The sequence below is a fragment of the Chryseobacterium antibioticum genome, from assembly GCF_012927325.1.
Lineage (GTDB): Bacteria > Bacteroidota > Bacteroidia > Flavobacteriales > Weeksellaceae > Chryseobacterium > Chryseobacterium antibioticum.
In genome coordinates this window covers 200,735-225,139 of the sequence record NZ_JABBGI010000004.1, presented here as the reverse complement: position 1 = coordinate 225,139, position 24,405 = coordinate 200,735, and the positions used below count along the sequence as shown (strand labels likewise).

Below are 24,405 nucleotides of genomic sequence, written 5' to 3'. Positions count from 1 at the left end.
TATTGACAAGACAAACAAAATAATCAATGAATAATTTCCAGTTTTTATAATACTCAATTTAATAAAATTCTAAATAATGGGAAAAAAAACCTTCTTTCCCTCTATTCATCGAAAAAATCCTCTTTCGAGGATCTATACAATTGATATTTATTTTACATAAAGTCCTACTCTGCCCAGGTAACCGGAATATATACCGTAATATAACCATCGGCATCTACCTGAGTATCAGACACAGTTCCAGTCACTGATCCGTAACCTGTCCATCCTCCTTGGCCCTGCATTGCAGAAAATGTATAGGTTCCTGCAGGAATTCCATCATAATACCCTGGAAGTGTTTGAAATCCTCCCCCATAATAAGTATCATAAATCTCTCCTGTTACTGTATTCTCAGCCAGAAAGCTTCCTACATCATGATTCCCGGAAAGAGTCTTGGTCCCGTCCAAAGAAATAAGACCAAATCTCACTTTATAGGTTTGTGTTTTCGAAACTTCTTTTGATGTTTCAGAATGAGTTTGAGGCTGAACATCTGCCATGATATCATCATTGGAAGAACATGATAGGGCCGTAACCGACAAGGCTACAAAAGCCATCGTTTTAAAAATTGCTATTTTCATATTAAAGTAATTTGGTATTCCAAAAATAACCAATTCATGTGAACTGAATAAAAACACTTGATTAACTAAAAATTACATTCCAAAACCGCAGCTGTAAACAGAAATGACCGAAGTGGGTTCTGAGAAAAAAATTAAATTTTATCTTAAAATATTATATTTTAACACTCCTTAACTAAATTTTGGCTTCATAATTGAAAATATATAAACAGTTGCCGCCGTTTTGGCTAAGACTACTTATTAAAATTTTAATTATGAGAAAGATAGTATTAGCAGGTTTTTTATCAGTCTTCTTACTGACGGCCTGCAAGAAAGACGAAAGGACAGCTGAAAAATCACTGGAAGAACAGAAACTTGAATTCCAGGCAAGACAACTTGATATTGAAAAGCAAAAGCTGGCCATTGAGAAAGAAAAATTAGTATATGAGGCACAGAAAAAAGTAGACAGCATCTCAGAAAGTAAAAAATCTCAGGCAGCTGCCACGAGCAATTCAAAACCTCAAATCATAAGAGAAACGAAAACAGTATATAGAGACAGAGTATCCAACACTAATTCAGGAGGAGGAACTTATGCAGACAATGGAAATACTTCTTCACAGGGAACAACAACCCAAAAGAAAAAAGGATGGAGTAAAGCCGCTAAAGGAACTGCTATTGGTGCCGTGGGTGGCGCTGCAGTAGGAGCTATTGTTGCTAAGAAAAACAGAGGTCTCGGAGCCGTGATTGGTGGTGTAGTTGGTGGCGCGACCGGTTATACGATCGGTAGAGCTGGAGACAGAAAGGACGGAAGAGTTCAACCACGTAATTAATATTTTCACGATAACATTTAAAGATTGCTTATTTTTAGGCAATCTTTTTTTATGATGTTACTTTTATTTTCCTCGGTTCTCATTATCTCTGTCCTAGCAGGATGGGGAAAAATTATGGAAAGTATATTCGGCACCTTAACCCGTGGAATTTCGGGAAGTATTTTATTGGGAATATTGGGATTAAGTCTTATCTGGACGGTATTGGCATTTTTTATTCCTATTAGTATATATGTAGAAATTCCTTTTGTATCAGCAGGGATTTTATTTTTCTTCAAAAAGAAACTGTACCTCCAATTTTATAGGTTCTCTAAGAAAGATTCTGTTTTAATCGGCAGTATTTCACTTGTCATTTTATATAGCAGTTCCTTTTACCCTTATATATTAGATCATTTCGGATACTATGTTCCTACGATCAAATGGCTCACGGAATATGGTCTGGTAAAGGGTATTTCCAATCTGGATCTTACGTTGGGACAGATGTCTATCTGGCATATTTTCCAGGCAGGATTTTCCGGTTTTTCAGATCCTTTTTTAAGGATCAATGCTATTCTACTGATCGTTTACACATTTTATATTTTTGAAAGAAAAAGTTGGGTACAACTTTGTTTTATACCTATACTTTTGCTTTTCTCACAATCACCAAGCCCTGATTTGCCTGTCATCACCCTATCTTTAATTATTTTAAATGAAATCGTAACAGGTAATAAAAACATCAGTCTTCTTTTCGCGTACTCCGTTTTTATTTTCTCTGTAAAGCCTACTATGATCTGGCTTCCCATACTGGTCTTCCTATGTTCTGCATTTATTTTTAAACCTCATTATAAAAACACAGTCTTCGGAATTCTTATCCTCTTATTATTCTTTATTAAAAATATCTGGACATTCGGCTACCCCGTGTTCCCGATAGCCGCAGGTGATCTCGGATTCAGCTGGAAACCAAACCCTGAAATATTAAAAATTTCATCTCAATACGCCATTCAGAAAACATATGACATGCAGTACACCTATGGGGAGATTCAAAGATTCTCTTCTTACAGCGCGGTCAAAACCTGGTTTTTATTAGACGGAATTAAATCAAAAATTAACAGTCTTTTCATTATAAGTCTGGTTCTGTTTTCAGTTTTCGCTTTCATTAAAAAGAAAAAGATCATCACTCTGATCTGTATCTCCTTATTAATAAAGAGCATCTTTGTATTAGCCTTTTCGGCACAGTACCGTTTTTTTATTGATGTATTTTTTGTGATATTTTTTATCCTGTTTATCCATTTTGGCAAAAAAAAGTCACTCCTGCTCTTCGCTGCATCAAGTTTACTGATCATGGGAATTTTAAGTTTTCCCAACTTCATCCGCCATTATATTCCGAGTTTCAAGCCTGGAAATTTTATGGCCGGATTAAAAAAAGAACAGCTGTACAAACCGTCAACTTACCACTACAACAAATTCGAAACTTTCCGGACAGGAAATTTAAAATTCAATATATCAAAAGATTACCCCTTTAATTTTGACACTCCCATTCCAGCAATTTCTTCGGGTTACGTCATTGATGATGTACAATCAGGAATTTTCCCACAGTATATTGACGAAAAAAACATAAAAAAAGGATTGATCTGGAAAAAATTGACACCACAGGAAAAAAGGGAAGCAGAGAACATTATCAATACTATCAAAAACACTGATAAATAGAACAAATCCAGAAACTTTATTATCTGAAGAAAAATAGGTAATTTTGTATTATGTTCAACACATTAGGTAATCTTCTCAGTCTTACAACATTTGGAGAAAGTCACGGCGTGGCTTACGGCGGCATCATCAATAATTTTCCGGCAGGTTTAACGGTAGATTTCGATAAAATTCAATATGAATTGGATCGTAGAAAACCCGGCCAGTCTGCGATTGTCACTCAACGGAAAGAAAGCGACACGGTAAAATTTCTTTCAGGGATCTTTGAGGGAAAAACAACGGGTACCCCAATCGGTTTTATTATAGAAAATGAAAATCAGAAGTCTAAGGATTATGATCACATTGCTGATTCATATCGTCCCAGTCATGCAGATTTCACCTATGATCAGAAATTTGGGATCAGAGACTATCGCGGAGGCGGAAAATCTTCAGCAAGAGAAACCATCAACTGGGTGGTTGCAGGTGCTTTAGCTAAACAGCTTTTATCAGGCATCGAGATCAACGCTTATGTTTCTTCGGTAGGCGATATTTTCTGTGAAAAACCGTATCAGGCTTTAGACTTTTCAAAAACAGAAAGCAATGACGTACGTTGTCCGGATGCTGAAACAGCCGAAAAAATGATAGAAAGAATTAAAGAGATCAAAAAAGAAGGCAATACCATTGGCGGAACGGTTACCTGCGTTATCAAAAACGTACCTGTAGGAATTGGAGAACCCATATTTTCTAAACTTCAGGCGGAGTTGGGTAAAGCGATGCTGAATATCAATGCCTGTAAAGGATTTGAATATGGAAGCGGTTTCTGTGGCGCTAAAATGACAGGAAAGGAGCATAATGATGCCTTCAATACAGATTTCACCACAAAATCGAATCTTTCGGGAGGAATTCAGGGGGGGATTTCCAATGGAATGGATATTTATTTCCGTGCTGCATTCAAGCCTGTCGCTACGATTTTAAGACCTCAGGACAGTGTGGATAAATATGGAAACCCTGTCATTGTAGAAGGAAAAGGACGCCATGATCCTTGTGTAGTGCCAAGAGCTGTTCCTGTTGTGGAAAGCCTGGCTGCATTTGTACTGGCAGACCTGTTTTTGATCAACAAAACAAGAAACATCAATAATTTTTAATATAAATATTTTTAGTAATGAAAAATTACTGGGACCAGGGTATTTCTTTTGAAGAATATATCCGTATCGGAAAAGAAAGATTAGAACATCCTTCCAATCCACAGGAAATCGACTATAAACAATACTACGAACTCGGACTTCAGAGAATGGACAGAACACTGAAAAAGTATGTGCCGGATGAAGAACAGTTAAAAGAATTGGCCTCTAAAAATTTTGACGGAAAAATTCTGATCATCTCGGAAGCCTGGTGTGGTGACGCAAGTGCTACAGTTCCGGCATTGGTTACTTTTTTCGAAGGACACAACGAGGTAAAAATTTTCCTTAGGGACAATGATAAAAGTTTAATCAATCAATATCTTACGAACGGGACGGAATCCATTCCTAAAGTAATTATTCTGGACAAGGATTTTAATGTAAAAAACTCATGGGGACCGCGTCCGAAGTATGGATATGAATTACTCATGAAGCATAAAGCAGATCCTGAAGCTTATCCAAAAGATAATTTCTATAACGACTTGCAGCTGTATTATGCCAAAAACAGAGGCAAGGATGCAGTTCAGGAGATTTTAGAATTATTGTAATGATTACATTGAATTCCATACGGCAGAAAATAACAGTAAAGATCAACGCATGAAAAAAAATATCATTTATCTTGTCCTTATCATCATTATCGGTGTAATCGCTTTTGTTCCCGGAGTAAAAGAATACCTGAGAGACCAGTTCTTTCCAATTGCTACCATTGAAAATGCCGTACATGTAAGTGAGGAAGATTATGACATCGAGCTGAAAGGAATCAATGTACCAAGTACCAACCTTAAAGCTTTTAAGAACAAACCTGTTTTCCTAAATTTCTGGGGAACCTGGTGCCCGCCATGCAGAAAAGAATGGCCAACTATTCAGAAATTATATGATTCAAGAAAAGGAAATATAGATTTTGTTCTCATCGCAATGAATGATAAAGAAGATGCAGTAAGAAAGTTTTTAAAAGAAAATAACTATACGGTTCCGGTATATATTGCCCAAAGTCCTATTTCTGAAAAAATTCTTCCAAAAGTATTCCCAACTACTTTTCTTATAGATCAGCACGGAAGAATCATCATTAAGGAGGATGCCTACAGAGATTGGAACACAGAGACTGTGCATCAGTTCATTGACAATATCATCAAGTAGTTTTTTTTAACTAAATTTTATAGTTTATTGGTATAAAATTTGCGAAATTTACTATGTTGAAAAATTTATCTAAACTAAACACAAAATGAAATATTCAAAATTGAATCTTGCCAAAGAGGCCATCGCCCACAAAGGTTTCGTAAGAAAAATTCCTGACATTTTCAGAATGGTCAAATTATGGAGAAAAGGAGAATATCCGATAAGATCCATTGATATCATTCTTCCACTTCTGGGAATTCTCTATGTAATATCCCCTATTGACCTGCTTCCTGAATTTGCAGTACCTGTCTTAGGTGTCATGGATGATTTAGCAGTATTATCGCTAACGATTCCAAAGCTGATCAAGGAAGTAGATAAATTCTTACTGTGGGAAGCTGAACAAAGGATGAGCGGAACTAAAATCATCGACGCAGAAATTGTAAAATAATACTTTACAGATATATTTTTAAGCCATCCCGAAACATTTCGGGATGGTTTTTTATTGACAAATGGATGATAAATTTTTAAGCCTTATTTCAAATCATTAAATTTGCAGTATCTAATAAAAAATAATGGAAAGTAAAAAAGAATTTTTCTTAGAGTGCTACAAGCTGGGCATCATCAAATTCGGAAGATTTACCCTAAAAAGTGGTATCGAAAGTCCGTTCTACGTAGACCTGAGACCTTTGGCTTCAGATCCTAAAATCTTAAAAAATCTGGCTAATTATTTACTGGACATGCTTCCTCTGGATAATTTTGATTTAATCTGCGGAGTTCCTTATGCAGCGCTTCCGATGGCTACTGCAATGTCTTTGGAAAGCTATATCCCATTAATTATTAAAAGAAAAGAAGCAAAAAGCTACGGAACAAAAAAACTCATCGAAGGAATTTATCAGAAAGGACAGAACTGTCTTTTGGTAGAGGATGTGATCACTTCCGGAAAATCTCTCGTAGAAACCATTGCGGAGGTTGAACAGGAAGATCTTAAAGTAGCTGATATCGTTGTAGTTCTTGACAGAGAACAAGGCGGAAAACAATTACTGGAAAGCAAAGGTTACAGAGTTCATACCCTTTTCAATATTTCAGAAGTATGCACTATTCTTCAGGAAAACGGAGAACTGTCTGATGAAGAGGTAAAAAGAATCCAGGATTTCCTTCAGGGGAACCATATTCAGTTTGAAGAAAAGACAAGAAGTTCTTACGAACAAAAATTGGAGCATGCACAGCATTCAGTTTCTAAAAAGTTATTGGAAACAGCTTTGGCAAAAAAATCAAACCTGATTGCTTCCGCAGATGTTACCACTACACAGGAACTGCTTGCTCTTGCCGAAAAAGTAGGCCCTCATGTGATTGCATTGAAAACGCATATTGATATCATTTCAGATTTTGACTACGAAAAAACAATTGTTCCGTTAAAAGTATTGGCTGAAAAACACCAATTCCTATTGATGGAGGACAGAAAATTTGCAGATATTGGTAATACACAGGAACTTCAATTTACGAGTGGTGTATTTAAAATTACAGATTGGGCAGATTTTGTAACGTCACAGGTGATCGGAGGATTTGAATCATTAGACTGCTTCAAAAATGTAGGTGTGGTTGCTATTGTAGGCATGTCTTCTAAAGGGGCACTAACTACATCCAGCTATCGTGAAGAGGCTCTAAAAGTAGCTTTATCTCATCCTAATGTAATTGGAGGTGTTTCTCAGAACCAGATCCCTGAAGAGCTTCTGCTTTTCACTCCAGGGGTTAATCTTGCTGATTCAGGAGACGATAAAGGACAGCAGTATAATACTCCTGAACACGTTTTCAAAATGCTTCATACTGATTTCATTATTGTAGGAAGGGGAATTTATAAATCTGAAGATCCGGAAACGGCTGCCATTACCTATAAAAATGAGGGTTGGAATGCATATGTTAATTCTTTGCAAAAAAACGTGGTTCAGGGCTAAAATCCTGCTGAATATATTCAAAATAAGTTTATATTTGGGCTTTATCACAGGATATTGAAAAAGATCACCACTTGCCTTGTTTTGTTTTGGGGAATTATCCAGATTTCCGGGCAGAAAGACAGCATTTATATTGAAGCAAAATTATCAGCCGACAGAAAAACACTGGAGGTCAATCAGGAAATTGTGTATTACAATCATTCCGACAAGGACCTGCATTCGGTAAAGCTCCTCAATTGGGTTTCTGCTTACAACAAAAAAGGGACATCTCTGGTGTACAGAAAACTGGAAGATAGAAGCAGCGACCTGCATTTTGCAAAACCGGATCAGCTTGGGAAGCTTCTGGATTTACAAATTAAAAACTCAGTTCAGCAGCCTGTCCCGGTCACTTCTACATCAGATGAGAATCTTTTTCTTCCTCTGACTGAAGCTTTAAAGCCTGGTGAAAGCATTACATTACAGCTTCATTACAGCATGTATCTCCCGGACAAGAAATTTACGGGCTACGGTACATCTGATACAATGACAGCATTAAAATATTTCTTTATTGTTCCGGATCATTTTGATCCGGACAATATGGCCAAAAGAAACTATCATGATATTGAGGAGTCCGTGAGTTTCAACACTTTCTGGACCGTCAATTTCGACCTTCCACCCAACAGTTTTATCGAAGGTAATCTCCCACAGACCCAAATGAATTCATTTAAGGGTTATCTTGACTCCGATCCTGAATTTGTCGTGTCCCAAAACGGGCTTCCTTCCATAAAAGTCAACGTAGACGGAGAAGATACTGAGATCAAGTTCGGATATAATCTGAAACCGGAAGAAAAGCAAAACCTTGAATTTTATCTGCCTCTGCATTTAAAATTCATTAAAGAAAAGATAGGGTTCATTCCAAAAAATCTTTTTATTTCGGAGAAGTTCAGATCTTCAGAAGATTTCTTCGGGAATAATGATATTTCATTCTGGAAGTTCAAATTTCAGTTATTCACGGATGCTGAAAAAACTGACCTTGATTATTTCGGAATCATCACGAAAAAAATTCTTGACGAAAGCATTATTGCTGATAAACAGAAACATCACTGGTTTAAAAATGGTTTAAAATCATATATCGAAATCCAATACCTTCAAAAATTTTATAAGGAGACCAAATTATTGGGGACCCTTCCTGAAACGCGTATTTTCGGAGTAAAGCCACTGAAGTTATTTCATGCATCCAAAGTCAAACTTATTGATCGTTACGGACTGTCTTATCAATACATTATGTCCCAGAACCTGGATCAGAAAATCAGCGAAAACTTTACAGTTTTAAGCAATTTCAATGAAATGGCGGTCAGCAGTTTTGAAACCGGAAGCCTTTTCAATTATACCGCGGAGAAAATGGGCTATGATCATTTTAACGATATCGTGAAAGATTATATTTCCAAAAACACAGACAGAAAGATTGATCCCGAAGAATTTTTGAAAGAGCTAGCTGAAAAAGACAAAACGTCAGGATATCTCTCAGATTTTCTAAAGCAAAAGAACAGAGTTAATTTCAGATTGAAAAATATCAAAAAAGAGGAAGATTCTTTAAGTATCAGAATCGGTAAAAATACAGACTCTCCTATTCCTTTAAGGCTTGAAACACAAACCAGCGAAGGAGAAAAAAAAACCTATTGGATAGAAACAGAAGCGAATGAAAAGTTTACTAATTTCGCTCTTCCGGCTTCAGAGGATATTCATAAAGTTACGCTCAACAGTGATTATATTTTTCCGGAATCTAAATATCGGGATAATTTTTTATACGCAAAAGGTCTGTTTTCGAATGCAAAAAAAATAAAATTCAAACTTATTAAGGATATTCCTAATCCTGAATACAACGAAATATACATCAGTCCAAGGGTACGATTTAACAATACCTATGATAAATTCCTTTTGGGAGTGAATTTAAAGAATCAGTCATTTTTCGACCAGAAATTCCTGTATTCATTTACACCAACGTATAGTACCGGAACCGGAAAACTTACAGGATCAGGAGCGGTCTCCTACTCTTTTCTTCCGGCTGAAAGTATTTTCAGAAGCATTACTTTTGGGGTATCGGGTTCTTATTTCCACTATGATTATGGATTGGCCTACAGAAAAGGTTCAATATATTCCAATTTCAATTTCAGAAAAAACCCCAGAAGCACGGTTAGCCGAAGTCTTGGATTTTCTTATAATTATTTAGAACGAGATCTGAGTCCCAAAATGGTTGCCAACAAAGACTACGGCAAATACAACCTATGGACTGCAGGATACGGATACAGCGACAGCCAGATGATCCATGAAAAAAGCTTAAGCTTAAGTACGCAAGGCATGGAGGATTTCAACAAAATAACGGCTGAAGGATTTTACAGGTGGGAATTTGCCCCTAAGCAGAAATTAAGTGTCAGATTATTTGCAGGCTATTTTGTGAGAAATGACACCCGAAATAATATGTTCAATTACGGAATTTCAAGGGTATCAAACTATTCATTCTCTTATAATCTTTTGGGTGAAAGTGCCAATAGTGGCCTTTTGTCTCAACAGTTTATCCTGGCTGACGGAGGTTTTAAATCTTTTCTGCCTGGATCTGTCAATCAGTGGATCACTTCTGTCAATGTAGACTCAAGTGTCTGGAAGATATTTCATGTTTATGCTGATGCGGGGGTGTATAAAAACAAAAACCGTCCTGCTGAGTTTATTTGGGATAGTGGTATCAAAGTAAGGTTGATTCCTGATTTTCTTGAAGTTTATTTCCCCATACAATCTTCTTTAGGTTTCGAACCTTCTTTTAAGGATTATGCAAAACGCATCAGATATACTTTGGTTCTTAATCTAGGCGCAGTCATCAATGCTGCCAGAAGAGGATGGTATTAAAATAAAAAAAGCAGCTGTAAAAACATACAGCTACTTCTTTTAACATGTTATATTGAAAACTAACTTTAAAATTCTTTTAGCAATAGATTTCATCATCTGATTCAATCCCAGGTATGAATAAAATACCTAGCTATACACAACAGATATCAAAAAGGATACCACAAAAAACTAAATTACCAAAGAATAGCATTCAAAATAAAACATAATTCATATTATTAAAATTATTGAATACAATATTCCAATAAAACTCAAATAACAATCAATAATTTCACAAAAAAACTCCGGCCATTTCTACGAAATGGCCGGAGCATGTATTATTTAAAGAAACTTAAATTAGTCTTTTAAAATCTTCTGAGAGATAGGCTCATTGTTTACAGTTCCTGTTACGATATAGTTTCCTTTTGCAAGTTCAGCAACGTTTACAGCTTCGTTCTGCTTTACAGAAGCAGACTTTACCACCTGTCCGAACATATTGTAAACTTTCACATCTTTCACATCAGCTCCGAAAGTAATTTCGTCACTTTTCACGAAAGTATTTTTTACGAAGTTTAGCTTAGTTGTAAAGTTTTCAGAAGTACCTAATGCACCACTTGTAGCTGTTCCAGTAATTATTACATCATCTATACTAAAAGTTCCTCCGGTAGCTTCAGCTTCAAAAAAGTAAACTCTAAAAGTAACTGGAGTAGTAATATTAGAGATATTAGCTGGTGTTAATGTGTTTCCATTTTGTCCCGAACAAGTTGAACAATCATTCACAAAATGCAATACGTTTGTACCTGTTACTTCTAGCTCCGCATTAGCCGGATTAATAGATGCAGGCAAATTAGCTGCATAAGAGTCAGCATTAGATCTTACAATATAAGACCTTGGGCCTGTTCCAGATCTTTGACTTCTAAAAGTAATAGAAGACACAGAAAGACTTACCCCCGCATTCGGAGTTACAGTAACCTGTAAGTATTTTGTCAAATCAGGAGTAGTAGCTGTAGGAGCACCGCTATGTGCAAATCTATTTCCAGTTGTCGTTTGAGTATAACCCGTTGTTGTAAAATTCCCAGCTACAAGGTTGGAACTCCCTGCTCCTGCAACAGCTCCGGTTGTTGTTGGAGGGGTTCCTTCAAAATCATAAGTTGCTGTGAAGCTTTGTGCATTCATCATGGCTAGCGTTGCCAACCCCAAAACAGTAAAGATTTTTTTCATTATAAAAAGTTTAAATTTATGGGATAAAAGTACAAAAAAACCGTCATCATATTAAAATGACGGCATATAATTAACAATTTGTTAAAATTATCTTTTTATAATCTTCTCAGAAACCGCATTACCATTGACATTCCCTGTTACAATATAAATCCCTTTCTTAAGATTTATCACATTTAAAACTCCATTTTCGTTCACAGAAGCAGATTTAACTAGCTGCCCACTTACATTGAAGATTTTAACGTCAGATTTAGCTCCAAAATAGATTTCATGATCTACTGAAGTATTTTTAACAAAGACGGTTGCAGAAGTTTTAATATCGGTAACAGCCAGTGCACCTTGAACTGTTAATTTAATATCATCGATAAAAAATCTTCTCCCACCCGCTGCTGAAGCGAATTTAAGTTTGGTTGCAGAGGTACCTCCTATAATATTCACTGTATAGGTAGAAAACGCAGAATTCGTCAAAGTAAAGCTACTCGTACCATTGACACTCCCTCCACCGGTGATTGTAACCGTTAATGCTGTATTGTCAGTACCAAACCCTGCAGCTCTGAAAGTTAAAGTTGCATTGCCTGCAAGCCCTGTTAAAGCAGGGGTCGTAACTGAGCCTGCAGCACTACCAGAACCAGCTTTAATACACTGTGCTCCTCCTCCTGCAGCTCCAAATACCCAGCCTGCCGTGGTATAGGTATTTAGTGATTTGGTGCCAACGTTTCCTGTAAAGGAAGCATCATTTCCTCCTGTTCCATCCAAATCATCGAACGTTGCATTGAAAACAGTAGTTTGAGCAAATGTTGCAACAGCAAATACAGCCGTAGCAACTAACGAATAAAATTTTTTCATGACTGTAAAATTTAATTATTAATAATTTACACCCCAAAATTACCAGTATTTTTTAGGGGTTAACAATAATTAGATTAATTTTCTGTTAATAATGCTAAACCCACTTCTATTAACATTTTTTAGCTATTTTTACGAATTATTTTGAAACACTTGCGGAATTTTTTTCTTCTGATCGGTTTGATTTTCATGGGCATATTTTCGGCTCATGCACAAATATTTTCGTGGAAAAATCCAAACATTCCCCAAGACAGTATTAAAAAGGACAGCATCCTCGCTGCACGGTTTGAACAGGATATTTTCGCAAAAGACACACTGGATTTTGTAAGAACCAACAACAAAATAATCGTAGACGAAGCTGTACTTGTCAAGAATGATAAGAAAAGGTTTTTGGGCGAACTGAACTCCAAAGGTTCCATCATCAGGGGAATTACATTTGGTAACAACCAGGGGCAATCTGTACAAAGTTCAATGGACCTTCAGATTTCTGGAAGATTATCTAAAGATGTCACTATTTTAGCCAGTATATCAGACCACAACCTTCCTATTCAGGCGGACGGTTACACCCAAACTCTTGAAGAATTTGACAAGATCTATATGCAGCTTAATATTAAGGACAAATCCATCCTTAGAGCCGGGCATCTTGATCTTGTAGAATCTAAAAATTATTTCGCCAAGTTCCAGAGGCGGAGTATGGGAATCGAGTTTCAGACCGAATTTGGAAAAGACAACAAAACTTTTGTAGATGTTTCCATGGGTGTGGCCCGAAGTGAATTCCATAGAATACGTTTCCAGGGGGTGGAAGGCAACCAGGGACCTTACCGTCTGACCGGTAAGAATGGCGAACAGTTCATTACCCTTATTTCCGGTTCTGAGCAGGTGTTTATTGATGGTATTCTGATGAAGCGTGGGGAGAACCAGGATTACATCATTAACTACAATACCGGAGAGGTGACATTTACCAGTTTCCGACCGATTTTCCAGCAAAATTTCATTACCATTTCCTATAACTACACGAATAGAAATTACTCCCGGTATTTATTTACCGGAAAGGTTGAGCACCAAAGGGAAAAATTTAAAGTAGGGATGAATTGGTTCATGGAAAATGATAATAAAAATGCACCTCTTTCTTTAAATCTTTCTAAAGAAGATGAACAGATCCTGGCTGAGGCTGGAAATGATCCTAATTTAATGTATGCCCCATCAGGTGTGGTTACAGCATATGATGTCAATAAGATCCTATACCGATTAAATCCTGCTGGAAATTTCTATGAATTTTCTACGGATCAGAATGAAACGCTTTACCAGGTTTCCTTCACTTATTTCGGGATTAATCAAGGGGATTATAAAATTACGCAAACCACCAATAATGGTCGTGTATTCGAGTATGTAGGGAATAATATGGGAGACTATAAAGCCGTAAGAAAACTTCCTTCACCTCAAAAATCCCAGGTATATTCAGTGAATTCTGAATATCTTTTAAAAGAAGGAAAAATAGGAGCTGATTTCTCCCTGAGCAATTATGATTTGAATTTATTTTCATCAAAAGATGCGGCCCAAAATATGGGGTATGCATGGCGTATTTTCGGAAACAAAACGTTTACAAAAAGCAAATGGAAAGGAACTCCAAGTTTTGAATATCAATATATAGATAAACAGTTTCATATTTTAGACCGTATCAATGACGTGGAATTCTCAAGGGATTTTAACCTGGTACAGGAATTCAGCCAGAGAACCCAAAACAGGTTTACCTTCAGCTTTTTAAATAAATGGAATAATAAATCGAATCTAAATTACAGAATCAACTATTTGGACGAGCAGGATACCTACAAAGGGATTAAGAATGATCTTGATTTTGGCTGGATTACAGGAAAATTCTTTACAAAAGGAAATCTATCTTATCTTAATACCAACGCAATACTTCAGGATACCAAGTTTATCAGAGGAGGAGTTTCTACCGAGTTTACCGGTAAAAAAGGCAGCTGGGCACTTGGGGGAAGTATGGAGCATAATGAGAAAAAGTATAATGATACACAACTCATGGATGTTACCAGTTTCAGCTGGAAAGAGATCTTTGTACAGAAAAAAATCGGTGATAGTACCCGTACAAAGCTTCTTGCCAAAGTGTATATGAGGGATAATGACTCTGTACGGAACAACAGGCTGGAGAATATGAATAATATTCTGGGAATCATGGCAGAAAGCCAGCTTATAAAAACAGAAAGAACAACTTTAAACGCTTTGGTACACTACAGAAAATTCTTTTACCAAAGTAATGAAGCGGACATGACCCGAAATAACGATTTTGTAGTCGGAAATATTCTTTACAATCAACAGCTTTTCAGAAACGGGATGCGTTTGCAGGCATTCTATGAACTTGGAAACGGACAGGAAGCGCAAAGAGAATTCCAGTACCTTAAAGTAACGGATGGCCAGGGTGTTTATAAATGGACGGATTATAATGGAGATGGCATCCAGCAGCTCGACGAGTTTGAAATTGCAGAGTACTCAGATTTAGCACAGTACATCAGGATCTACACAAACTCTGTACGCTATATTCCCTCGAATAAAAATAAAATCCAGCTGGCATTATTTGTCAACCCATCAATTGTTTTCAATTCTGAAAATGCATTTTTAAAACGCTGGAACTTTAATATTTCATTAAATTCACAAAACTCATTTTATAAAAAAGACAAGGTTCTGGTGATTAACCCTTTTGAAAAGAACAGTGACCAGATTCTCAAAAATCAGAATATATTAGCTTCCGTACAGTTTAATCCTACTGAAAAATCCGGTTGGAATGGAAACTACCGTTTTATTACAAATGATAACCTGATCAATGCCAATTTCAGTAATGAAGAGAGACAGCAGACGTCTCACTTTATCAATATTGGGTACTGGTTTAATAAGGAATTCAGAGTCGACTGGGAAAATTCTGTCCACGACCTTAAAAACTCATCCCAACTGTTTGCTACAAGAGATTACCGTTTGAATAATATTGAATCTAAACCGAAGGCAACTTACAAATTTACGGATGCTATTCAGGCAGAGCTTTCTTCTGCATACCGCCAGAAAAAGAGGGTGGATGGTGAAGAACTATTGAAAGCTTTCGATATCACAGGTACCATTCAGTGGGATCGTAAAAAAACTTCGATCAGAGGAAATTTCTCTTTCATCAATAATAATTTTACCGGAAACAATTTCAGCATTGTCGGTAACCAGATGCTGGATGGGCTTAAGCCAGGGAAAAACCAGGTATGGAGTATTTTCATTCAGCAGGCGATCAACTCTTTCCTTCAGCTTAACTTCAATTACGAAGGAAGAAACTCCGGAGACCGGACCATTCATATCGGAAGCATGCAGGTAAAGGCGAGTTTTTAGCGAGCTATTGAAAAGTTTGTGTTAGTTACAAGCGGCTTATTTATAAGCGGCCAAATTATTGAAGCAATAATCTAAAAGTCATATCTCGTGTCTGATGTCTGTTATCTAGCATCTGATGTCTACTCTTAACTCTATCTCACATTTCACTTGCGAAGCAAAATTCACTATTCACTATTCACTATTCACTATTCACTATTAATATTGACAAGTTCCGAAGTCCTAAAATCCTGTATCTTAAGTCTCTTTCCCCAAATAGATACTCAACATGTGCAGCGATAGATATTATCATACTTCCGAATGTTTAGAATTTCGTAAATTTGCCGCATGGTAAAAATAGGCAATATAGAACTGCCGGAATTTCCGCTTTTGCTGGCTCCGATGGAAGATGTAAGTGATCCTCCATTCAGACGTCTGTGCAAGATGCATGGGGCAGATCTGATGTACTCAGAATTCATTTCTTCTGAGGGCTTGATTCGTGATGCGATGAAGAGCCGCAAGAAGCTGGATATTTTCGATTATGAAAGACCGGTTGGGATTCAGATCTTCGGTGGAGACGAGGAAGCAATGGCAATGTCTGCAAAAATTGTAGAGACGGTAAATCCGGATCTGGTAGACATTAATTTCGGATGCCCTGTCAAAAAGGTAGTATGCAAAGGAGCAGGAGCAGGAGTTCTTAAGGATATTGACCTTATGGTGCGTCTTACCAAAGCGGTTGTAACGTCTACTCATCTGCCCGTAACGGTGAAAACCCGTTTGGGATGGGACAGCAACAGCATCAATATTGATGAAGTGGCAGAACGCTTACAGGAGACTGGAATCAAGGCTTTAACAATACATGCAAGAACCAGGGGACAAATGTATAAGGGTGAAGCAGACTGGGAACATATTTCCAGGATTAAACAAAACCCTAATATTGAAATTCCTATTTTCGGAAACGGAGATATTGATTCTCCTGAAAAAGCACTGGCATACAAGCAGAAATATGCATGTGACGGAATCATGATTGGCCGCGCAGCGATTGGATACCCGTGGATTTTTAACGAGATTAAACATTTCTTCAAAACAGGTGAACATCTTCCTGAACCCGGTATTTCAGACCGTTTGCTGGCTGTTCGCCAACATGCGGAATGGAGTGCGGAATGGAAAGGAGAAAAATTAGGGCTTATCGAAATGAGACAGCACTATAGCAACTATTTCCGTGGGGTCCCTCATTTCAAAGAATTCAGAAAAAAATTCCTCGAAGTCTTTACTTTGGAAGAAATGGATGTGTTAATCAAAGAAACGCAACAATTCTACGAAGAATATCATACGCAGGTATAAAACTAAAAAACCATCAAAATTTGATGGTTTTTTTATTCTCTTAATATCCTTCTGATGAGGACTCGTTTTTAATTAATGCCATTGCGGAAGAAGTTCCGATTCTTTTCACTCCCAGGTTGATCATTTTTTCAGCATCTTCGGGGGTTCTTACACCTCCGGCAGCTTTTACGAGAAGTTTACCCGCGTTTTCCAGCATAATCTTTATGCCTTTAAAGGTAGCTCCATTGGGTTTTCCACCTTCCGTTTGGTAAAAACCTGTGGAAGATTTCACAAAAATGTTCGGAAGATCATTTTCGGTTAAATTGTCTTCTGCCCAGGTTGAAATATTCCTGGTCATACCTGCAATCTGCTCATCTGTCAATGCTGCAATCTCAATAATCCATTTCACCACTTTCTGGTGCTGCAGACCAAGTTGAGTGCATTTTATAAACTCTTCTTTTACCGACTCAACATCTCCTTTGAGATAGGCACTGTAATTAATAACAAAATCCAGTTCATCTGCTCCGTCTTCAATTGCTTTTGAGGCTTCCGCAAGCTTTTCGTCAATAGAATACGTTCCTTCATGAAAACCTATGACGGTTCCTACCGCAACATTTGAATTTCTTTCCTGAATATACTTTTTGATATCAGCTACATAATCCGGACGGATCATTACCGCAAAAATACTATTGTCTATAGCTTCCTGTGCAAGTTCTTTATCAAGTTGTAGTGTTTCTTCGTTTGAGAGACCTGACTGTGCAGGTGTTTTCAAATAGGTTGAATCCAAATATTGGGCAATGTTCATAATCGTTATACTTTCAGTTGTCTGTAAATACCTTGTTCCAAAGATATGAAAGTTTCTGTTCTTGTCACACCTTTCAGCTTCTGAAGTTTGCTCAGAATCTGCATCAGATGGTCATTATCTTTGCAAAGAACTTTTAAGAATATGGTATAATTCCCCGTTGTATAGTGAGCTTCTACTACCTCATTCACGTCCTGAAGAGATTTTACCACATCCGGATAATGGCTGGGTTGATCTAAAAACATTCCGATATACGAAATCACCTTATACCCTATTTTCTTGGGGTTAAGAAATGAAATAGAGTTTTCGATAACTCCGGCGTGTTCGAGTTTTTTAATCCTTTGATGCACTGCAGTTGTGGAAATTCCTACATTTTTTGAAATGTGTGCTAACGATGTTTTAGCATTGTCCATCAACATGTAAATGATCTCTTTGTCAATAGAGTCCAGATGGTAACTTGTGTTGCTTGAATTCTTCATTTTCTACTTTTAATATTTATGTTTTTGTTTCCTCAAATTTTACAAAAACCGGAAAGTGATCACTATATCCGCCCAAATACCGTGTACCGGCATAGGTTCGGAAGGGTCGGCCTTCAAAATTTTTTATTCGGCTGCTTAATTTTTCAGAATTAAAAATGTGAGCATTCTGAAAATTCAAAATATCATTGTCAAAAAGAGATTTTGACAGGATAATCTGATCATAAAGCAGACCTGACTTATAATGAAAAGTAGAATAATTTCTTGTATAGAACAAGTCTTGAAAAGGGTTTATCAATACCTTCTCATGATCATTGTCGTATAGAATTTTTACTAAATTTTCATCATCCGGGTTTTCGTTAAAATCACCGCACAATATTACATGTTCCTTTTCTTTACGTACGATTTTCAAGATCTTTGAACGGATCTCATTAAGGATAAAGTCTCTTTTGGGCTTATTAACGTCTTTTTCTCGCTTGGAGGGAAGATGGGCGACAAAAACATTAATAACAGTTCCTTTATATTTAATTTTAGAAAAAAGTACGTCTCGGGTTGTGTCGTAATTTTCTGTGTTTTTCTTATTTATAATTTCAAAGAAGAAAGTAATCGTTTCCGAATCTATAATTTCTACTTTGCTTTTATCATATAGCAGGGCTACATCTACCTTTCTCTCGTCCATAGAATTGTAATGCACAATTCCATATTCTGAATGAAAAGGTTCCATTTCTACCAAGTCTTCCAAAACTTTCCTTCCGGAAACTTCGGACAGCCCGATTAAAAATGGGAGAACACCATTTTTCTCTTTCATTAACTGGAAAACATGTGAAATTTTAAAAAGCTTATTTCTATATCTTTTTTCATCCCAGTTTCTCAAGCCTGATTTCGTTGGATCTAATCTGTGAGCAGGTTTGGGATCAGGTAAAAATAAATTTTCAACGTTGTAAAAAGAGAACATCTCCATCTGCACAAATTGCTATCTTAAAATTATCACTTTCTTTTTCCGTTGTAAATTTATTGTTTTTTTTCAAATTTCGTTAATTTATTTATAATATTTTTAGATTAATCTTATACAATAAATAGAACTACTTGACTAAAAAACATCAACAAGAAAGCTTTTATAGGGCTAAAATATTAAGTATTTAAAACTATCTTCCTTAGAAGCAGTTTTAAAACAATCCATAATTTTCAAATTAACACGAATATATATACATAAAGAAAACAAAAAAATTAATGATTTTCTTTTATTTTGACCATTATACCAATTTTTATTCCGTTTTAATTTCTATATCCTGAAAATGTGAAAAAAATCGTGATTTGTGAATTTCATCCGCTATTTTCAAAGTAAATCCGGACGTTTTTCTTGGGTAATTCTTAAGGCTTCATCATGGCGCCATTCTTCAATCATGCCAAAATTTCCGCTCAGCAAAACTTTTGGCACCTCTAAACCTTTATAAACTTCAGGTCTTGTATAAATAGGCGGCGAAAGAAGATCATCCTGAAAGCTATCTGTCAGTGCACTCTGTTCATCATTCAGTACTCCGGGAATCAGCCTTATAATGGAATCTGCCAGAACGCATGCTGCCAATTCTCCTCCTGTCAGTACATAATCACCGATTGAAATTTCTTTAGTAATATGAAGATCCCGAAGTCTTTGATCAATGCCTTTGTAGTGGCCACAAAGAAAAATCAGGTTATTTTTTATGGAAAGGGTATTGGCAATTTTTTGGTTAAGAGTTACCCCATCCGGTGTCAGATAAATGACTTCATCATATTCTCTTTGAGATTTAAGTTCCGAAATGCACTTATCTATCGGTTCTATCATCATCACCATTCCTGCTCCGCCTCCGTAAGGCTCATCATCGATCTGTCTGTGCTTATTGATGGCCCAGTCTCTCAGTTGATGAAAATGGACTTCTACTAAACCTTTATCCATTGCTCTTCTTAAAATAGAAGTCTGAAACGGACTTTCCATCAATTCAGGAAGTACGCTTATTATGTCAATTCTCATTGTAATGTTCCGTTTTTCTTATTAGGTGAAATAATGAGTCTTAAAGAAGAATCTTTGTTGAAATAGCTCCACATCCAATTGAAAAAGACGGCAAGTTTATTTCTTACGCTCAAGATGAGCATCAGGTGAAGGAACATCCAGAAATACCATGCCAGAAACCCCTGAAACTTGATAAACGGAAGATCTACTACCGCTCTGTGCTTACCAATAGTGGCCAATGAACCCTGATCTTTATACTCGTACTCCAGCCATTCGCTTTCATTCTTCTTCAGGAAATTTTTACCTAAATTTTTTGCTTGATTAATGGCTACGTTCGCTACCTGCGGATGTCCCTGCGGATATTTTGGAGTTTCCATATAGGCAATATCCCCAATCGCATAAATATTGTCGTAACCTTTTATTTTATTAAATCTATCTACTATATATCTGTTTCTTACTAATGTTTCTGCCGGAAATCCGTCTACCACATTTCCTGTAACGCCGGCTGCCCAGATCACATTATTGGACGGAATTTCTTTACCGCTTTTCATGGATACTTTATTGCCGTCATATTCGGTAACCACCTCGCCACTTAAGAAAGTAACGCCAAGATCCTTCAGATATTTTTCAGATTGCTCCTGTGCCTCACTGCTCATTACGGCAAGTGGTTTTTCTGTGGAACTTACCAAAATAATCTTTAAATGATCGAAATTCATGTATGGATAATCCCGTGGAAGAATTTCTTTTTTCATTTCAGCAAAGGCACCTGCCAGCTCTACTCCTGTAGGCCCGCTTCCGACAATAACAATATTCCAGTTCCCGTCGTCGCTTCTGCTTTTTTCCAGGATCAGTTTTTCAAAGGTCATCAGTATATGATTTCTGATCCCTATCGCTTCCTGGGTATTTTTCATCCCAAAAGCTCTGGATTCCATTTCCTTGTTTCCAAAGAAATTTGTTTTACATCCGGTAGCTATGATCAGTTTATCATAGGTAAACTCTGCTCCGTCTGTTATTACTCTGTTATGTGCAGGATCAATCTCTTTTACTTCGGTAAGACGAAATTGTGTATTTCTGGATTGCTGAAAAATCTTCCGGAAAGGAAAAGAAATATTGGAAGGTTCTATCCTTCCGCAGGCTACCTGATAAAAAAGCGGCTGAAACATATGATGATTCACCCGGTCCAGAACGATTACTTTTTTATTCTTGTTATTTAATGTTTTTGCAAGCTGTAGCCCCGCAAATCCTCCTCCAATAATGATGATTTTTTCGCGTGTTTCCATAATACACAAATTTACTGATTTTATTTAGCATTTAGTAGTGAAAAAAGTTAGTTTTGCAAAACTTTATGACACCCAGGAAGTACACCAAAAAAACAGCCAAAAAAGTACATGAGAATCGTCGGAAGAATTATTTTTTCCGGAGAAAGGTCATATTGGGTATTTTAATTCTTGCTTTAATAGGGACCGGATTTTATCTGAAGCAGTCTATCAGCTATTATTACGCTTTATACTTTAATAAATTCAGTCATAAAAAACTTCACAACAGCGAAACAGAAACTTTAAGGATCCAGAAAATTCTTAGTGCTAATCTCGACAAAACCTATGGATTCGATATTTCTCATTATCAAAACAGAGAAGACATCAAATGGGACAGTTTAAGCATTGGAAATAAAACCATTCCGCTGGAATTTGTAGTGATGCGTGCCACAATGGGAAACCGGAATGCAGATAAACATTTTGATGAATTCTGGGAGAAGGCCCAAAAACATCATCTTATCCGTGGAGCCTACCATTTTTACAGAGCTGATGAAGATCCTGTGATCCAGGCCAATAATTTTCTAGCCAATGTAAAACTGGAAAGCGGAGATCTTCCGCCGATTTTAGATATTGAAAAAATTCCGAAACGAAAGACGAACAAAAAGCTGATTGAGGATCTGAAAGTATGGTGCAAGATCGTAGAGGAAACTTATGGTGAGAAGCCTATTATCTACACTTATTATCATTACTATAAAGATTTCCTGAAAGGTGAATTTGATGGCTATCCGCTCTGGCTGGCTAATTATAATGATGTACCGTCTCCCACTCCTGAAGGTGCCTGGGATTTTTGGCAGTTTACGGAAAACGGCATCGTTCATGGGATTAACACCAAAGTAGATCTTGATATTTATAACGGAAACTCGTGGTCTTTGAAAAGGCTGACGCTAGACTAAGGTAGGAAGAATGAAGCTAGATGGTGGAAGTTTTGCAACCCGAAAGAATAACTATTTCCAGATTTATTGACTTTTATAAGACCATAGAGGGAAATAAGGACGTTTTCTGAATTCAGAAAGAATTACTCTTCCCTGACTTACTCATTTTTAAAATCCATTTGATAATTTCACGAAATGCCTGATAGAAGTTAACCGTCTGCGATATCTCCCACCCTTCCATCTTCACTCTTCCCTCTTAAAACTCCATCATTTTCCCAGAAACCTGAGAATATCTGCATTCAATTCATCGGCATGTTCAAAAGGAATCATGTGGGTAGCATTTTTGTAGATTTTCAGTTCAGCATGTGGCATTTCTTTTGCCATCATTTCACTATGATCTTGTTTAATCACATCTTTATCTCCTGCAATGACCAACACCGGGTTTTGTATTTTTGAAAGATCTTTTTTGCTGATATGCGGTTCTTTAAGCATGATCGTTACTAATCTGCGTTCATTAAATTTTTCAGGTTTGTTCTCAATATTCAGCACATGAAGCTGGTTTTTCATATGGGAAACAAGTCTTTCATCAACACCTTGCGGAAAAGCATTAGCTCCGATGGCAATTAATTTATTAAGGTTTTCCGGGTATTTTAAGGCAAATTCAAGGCCTGTAATTCCGCCGTCGCTCCATCCGGCAATATTAATTTTCTTTAACCCCAGCTTATCTGCAAGCGCTTTTACATCATCTGCAAATTGGGTATAGGTAAAATCTCTTTCAGAAGTATCAGCACTTTTTCCCTGTCCTCTGGTATCTACCACTATCACTTTGAAGTGCTTTGAAAGGACCGGAATCTGCTGGTAAAAATCCTTTATGCTCCCTGAATTCCCATGAAGCAGAAAAAGAGACTCCCCTTCCCCGTATATTTCGTAGTACAGCTTTGCATCTTTTAATTCAAGATAATTCCCCGAAGATTCATTTTTTCCGTACACAGAATTTTCTGATGCTATTTTATATTGGGAAATATCAGAAATCAGCCCTTCGAGATCGTCTCCTGAAGCTGTTGTTTCATCGTTATTATTTTTCGCGCTTTTATCCACTTTTACATCTATATTGATGGCTGGTGCTGCCAGAGTCATTTTTTGCCAGTCTCCGTAAAACTTCCTAAGAAATCCTGTTCGGAATAAGGCTGCACTAATATTGATCTTTCCGTCAAATTCTTTCAGAAATTGGATTCCGACAAAGAATTTACCCTGCACCCAGATATTATGGTCATTGACATCCAGGGTATAAGTTCCGTCTTTGATCATATCTTCTGTAAGTTCCACTGTGATCTCTTCATCCAGAATATTTTCACCAGGAAATCCACCTTTCTCTCTATAAACACTGTATCGCATCAGCACAGGTTTATCGGAAGTATAGCTGGCAATATTCAGATTGATATTTTTGATTTTGGATCTTTTGCTAGCATTAAATTCCAATGCTGTTTCGCCCAGAAAATCTTCTTTTTTGAATTTAGGATTAACGGAATAAAGAACATGTTTTGTTTTGGTATTGACGCCCCAGTTTTTATCAACCAGTTTCTTAACTTTAATGTTGACTTCCTTTATTTCTTTAGTTTTTTCTTTTAAAAAAATTTTCTGTTGATCCTGTTTTCTGAAATTCTGCACGGTTTCAACATAGGACTCATAGCCGGGAACTTCTATTCTGAGTTTTCGGGAAGCATCAAGTTCCGAAAGGTCAATGGAGAAATTTCCTTTCTCATCAGAAACCGTTCCTGCATTTTCTTTTTCTATTCCGATTTTCACATATGGAACCGGCTTGTTTTCATTTTTAGAAATCACAGTTCCGGAAATCACCTGTGCATTGAAAGAATAAGCTGCTAAAAGAAAGAATAAAGCATTGAGTTTTTTCATGGGATACGTTTGGTGCAAAATTCTTTATTTCCCGAGTTCAATACTCATAACAGCTTATTAAATTTCAGAACCGTTTAGTTAAATTTTTTGTAAAACATCACAGGTTTGTGATCGAAATT

Annotated in this window: 20 protein-coding genes; 11 read left to right on the top strand and 9 right to left on the bottom strand. The window is 36.8% G+C overall.

All coding sequences use genetic code 11. From position 1 onward, the window contains the following. Positions 1–164 precede the first annotated feature (164 nt). The gene (locus HHL23_RS04830; protein WP_169233677.1) at positions 165–614 is read right to left on the bottom strand and encodes a hypothetical protein; all 450 of its coding nucleotides are present in this window, start codon (positions 612–614) and stop codon (positions 165–167) included. 251 nt (positions 615–865) lie between these two features. On the opposite strand from HHL23_RS04830, the gene HHL23_RS04825 reads away from it, so the two are divergent. From HHL23_RS04825 to HHL23_RS04790, 8 genes are all read left to right on the top strand, one after another. Continuing rightward, a complete protein-coding gene (locus HHL23_RS04825) occupies positions 866–1,420 on the top strand; it encodes a glycine zipper domain-containing protein (protein ID WP_169233676.1) in 555 nt (184 codons plus the stop codon). 114 nt (positions 1,421–1,534) lie between these two features. After that, entirely contained in the window at positions 1,535–3,103 is a 1,569-nt protein-coding gene (locus HHL23_RS04820) for an LIC_10190 family membrane protein (RefSeq protein WP_228464624.1), read from the top strand. Between the two features lie 50 nt (positions 3,104–3,153). Beyond that, entirely contained in the window at positions 3,154–4,224 is a 1,071-nt protein-coding gene (aroC, locus tag HHL23_RS04815; protein ID WP_076508475.1) for a chorismate synthase, read from the top strand. Positions 4,225–4,241: 17 nt separating this feature from the next. Continuing rightward, complete coding sequence (locus HHL23_RS04810) at positions 4,242–4,805, top strand: thioredoxin family protein (protein ID WP_169233674.1); 564 nt, start codon at positions 4,242–4,244, stop codon at positions 4,803–4,805. Between the two features lie 49 nt (positions 4,806–4,854). Further along, positions 4,855–5,394 (top strand): TlpA family protein disulfide reductase, encoded by a 540-nt coding sequence (locus HHL23_RS04805; RefSeq protein ID WP_169233673.1) that lies wholly within the window; start codon positions 4,855–4,857, stop codon positions 5,392–5,394. A gap of 85 nt (positions 5,395–5,479) precedes the next feature. Continuing rightward, entirely contained in the window at positions 5,480–5,821 is a 342-nt protein-coding gene (locus HHL23_RS04800; RefSeq protein ID WP_169233672.1) for a YkvA family protein, read from the top strand. A 124-nt stretch (positions 5,822–5,945) separates the two neighbouring features. Next, positions 5,946–7,325, top strand: a complete 1,380-nt coding sequence (gene pyrF, locus HHL23_RS04795) for an orotidine-5'-phosphate decarboxylase (protein WP_169233671.1) — start codon at positions 5,946–5,948, stop codon at positions 7,323–7,325. 54 nt (positions 7,326–7,379) lie between these two features. Beyond that, entirely contained in the window at positions 7,380–10,202 is a 2,823-nt protein-coding gene (locus HHL23_RS04790; RefSeq protein ID WP_228464622.1) for an aminopeptidase, read from the top strand. Between the two features lie 333 nt (positions 10,203–10,535). On the opposite strand, the gene HHL23_RS04785 is transcribed toward HHL23_RS04790, so the two are convergent. Beyond that, positions 10,536–11,399 carry a T9SS type A sorting domain-containing protein gene (locus HHL23_RS04785; RefSeq protein ID WP_169233670.1) on the bottom strand — a complete coding sequence of 288 codons (864 nt, stop codon included), beginning with the start codon at positions 11,397–11,399 and terminating at the stop codon, positions 10,536–10,538. A gap of 87 nt (positions 11,400–11,486) precedes the next feature. Further along, complete coding sequence (locus tag HHL23_RS04780) at positions 11,487–12,242, bottom strand: T9SS type A sorting domain-containing protein (protein WP_169233669.1); 756 nt, start codon at positions 12,240–12,242, stop codon at positions 11,487–11,489. A 186-nt stretch (positions 12,243–12,428) separates the two neighbouring features. Between HHL23_RS04780 and HHL23_RS04775 the strand changes: the two genes are divergently transcribed. Both HHL23_RS04775 and dusB read left to right on the top strand, forming a co-directional pair. Continuing rightward, positions 12,429–15,620, top strand: a complete 3,192-nt coding sequence (locus HHL23_RS04775; RefSeq protein WP_169233668.1) for a hypothetical protein — start codon at positions 12,429–12,431, stop codon at positions 15,618–15,620. A gap of 324 nt (positions 15,621–15,944) precedes the next feature. After that, a complete protein-coding gene (dusB, locus tag HHL23_RS04770; RefSeq protein ID WP_169233667.1) occupies positions 15,945–16,940 on the top strand; it encodes a tRNA dihydrouridine synthase DusB in 996 nt (331 codons plus the stop codon). Positions 16,941–16,980: 40 nt separating this feature from the next. Here the strand turns inward: dusB and deoC are convergent, their stop codons facing one another. The 5 genes from deoC to HHL23_RS04745 form a co-directional block, all read right to left on the bottom strand. Beyond that, entirely contained in the window at positions 16,981–17,724 is a 744-nt protein-coding gene (gene deoC, locus HHL23_RS04765) for a deoxyribose-phosphate aldolase (protein WP_194306279.1), read from the bottom strand. Between the two features lie 5 nt (positions 17,725–17,729). Then, positions 17,730–18,200, bottom strand: coding sequence for an Lrp/AsnC ligand binding domain-containing protein (locus tag HHL23_RS04760; protein WP_073334366.1), 471 nt, complete (start codon positions 18,198–18,200; stop codon positions 17,730–17,732). A gap of 16 nt (positions 18,201–18,216) precedes the next feature. Continuing rightward, positions 18,217–19,158: an endonuclease/exonuclease/phosphatase family protein gene (locus HHL23_RS04755; RefSeq protein ID WP_169233666.1), complete on the bottom strand. Its 942-nt coding sequence runs from the start codon at positions 19,156–19,158 to the stop codon at positions 18,217–18,219. Positions 19,159–19,533: 375 nt separating this feature from the next. Further along, positions 19,534–20,205, bottom strand: a complete 672-nt coding sequence (trmD, locus tag HHL23_RS04750; protein ID WP_169233665.1) for a tRNA (guanosine(37)-N1)-methyltransferase TrmD — start codon at positions 20,203–20,205, stop codon at positions 19,534–19,536. Next, positions 20,202–21,464 carry an NAD(P)/FAD-dependent oxidoreductase gene (locus tag HHL23_RS04745; protein ID WP_169233664.1) on the bottom strand — a complete coding sequence of 421 codons (1,263 nt, stop codon included), beginning with the start codon at positions 21,462–21,464 and terminating at the stop codon, positions 20,202–20,204. The genes trmD and HHL23_RS04745 overlap by 4 nt, the downstream gene beginning before the upstream one ends. Positions 21,465–21,529: 65 nt before the next feature. On the opposite strand from HHL23_RS04745, the gene HHL23_RS04740 reads away from it, so the two are divergent. Continuing rightward, a complete protein-coding gene (locus HHL23_RS04740) occupies positions 21,530–22,393 on the top strand; it encodes a glycoside hydrolase family 25 protein (protein WP_169233663.1) in 864 nt (287 codons plus the stop codon). A 246-nt stretch (positions 22,394–22,639) separates the two neighbouring features. Here HHL23_RS04740 and HHL23_RS04735 read toward each other — a convergent pair whose 3' ends face one another. Next, on the bottom strand, positions 22,640–24,286 hold the full coding sequence (locus HHL23_RS04735; RefSeq protein WP_169233662.1) for an alpha/beta fold hydrolase: 1,647 nt from the start codon (positions 24,284–24,286) through the stop codon (positions 22,640–22,642). Positions 24,287–24,405 lie beyond the last annotated feature (119 nt).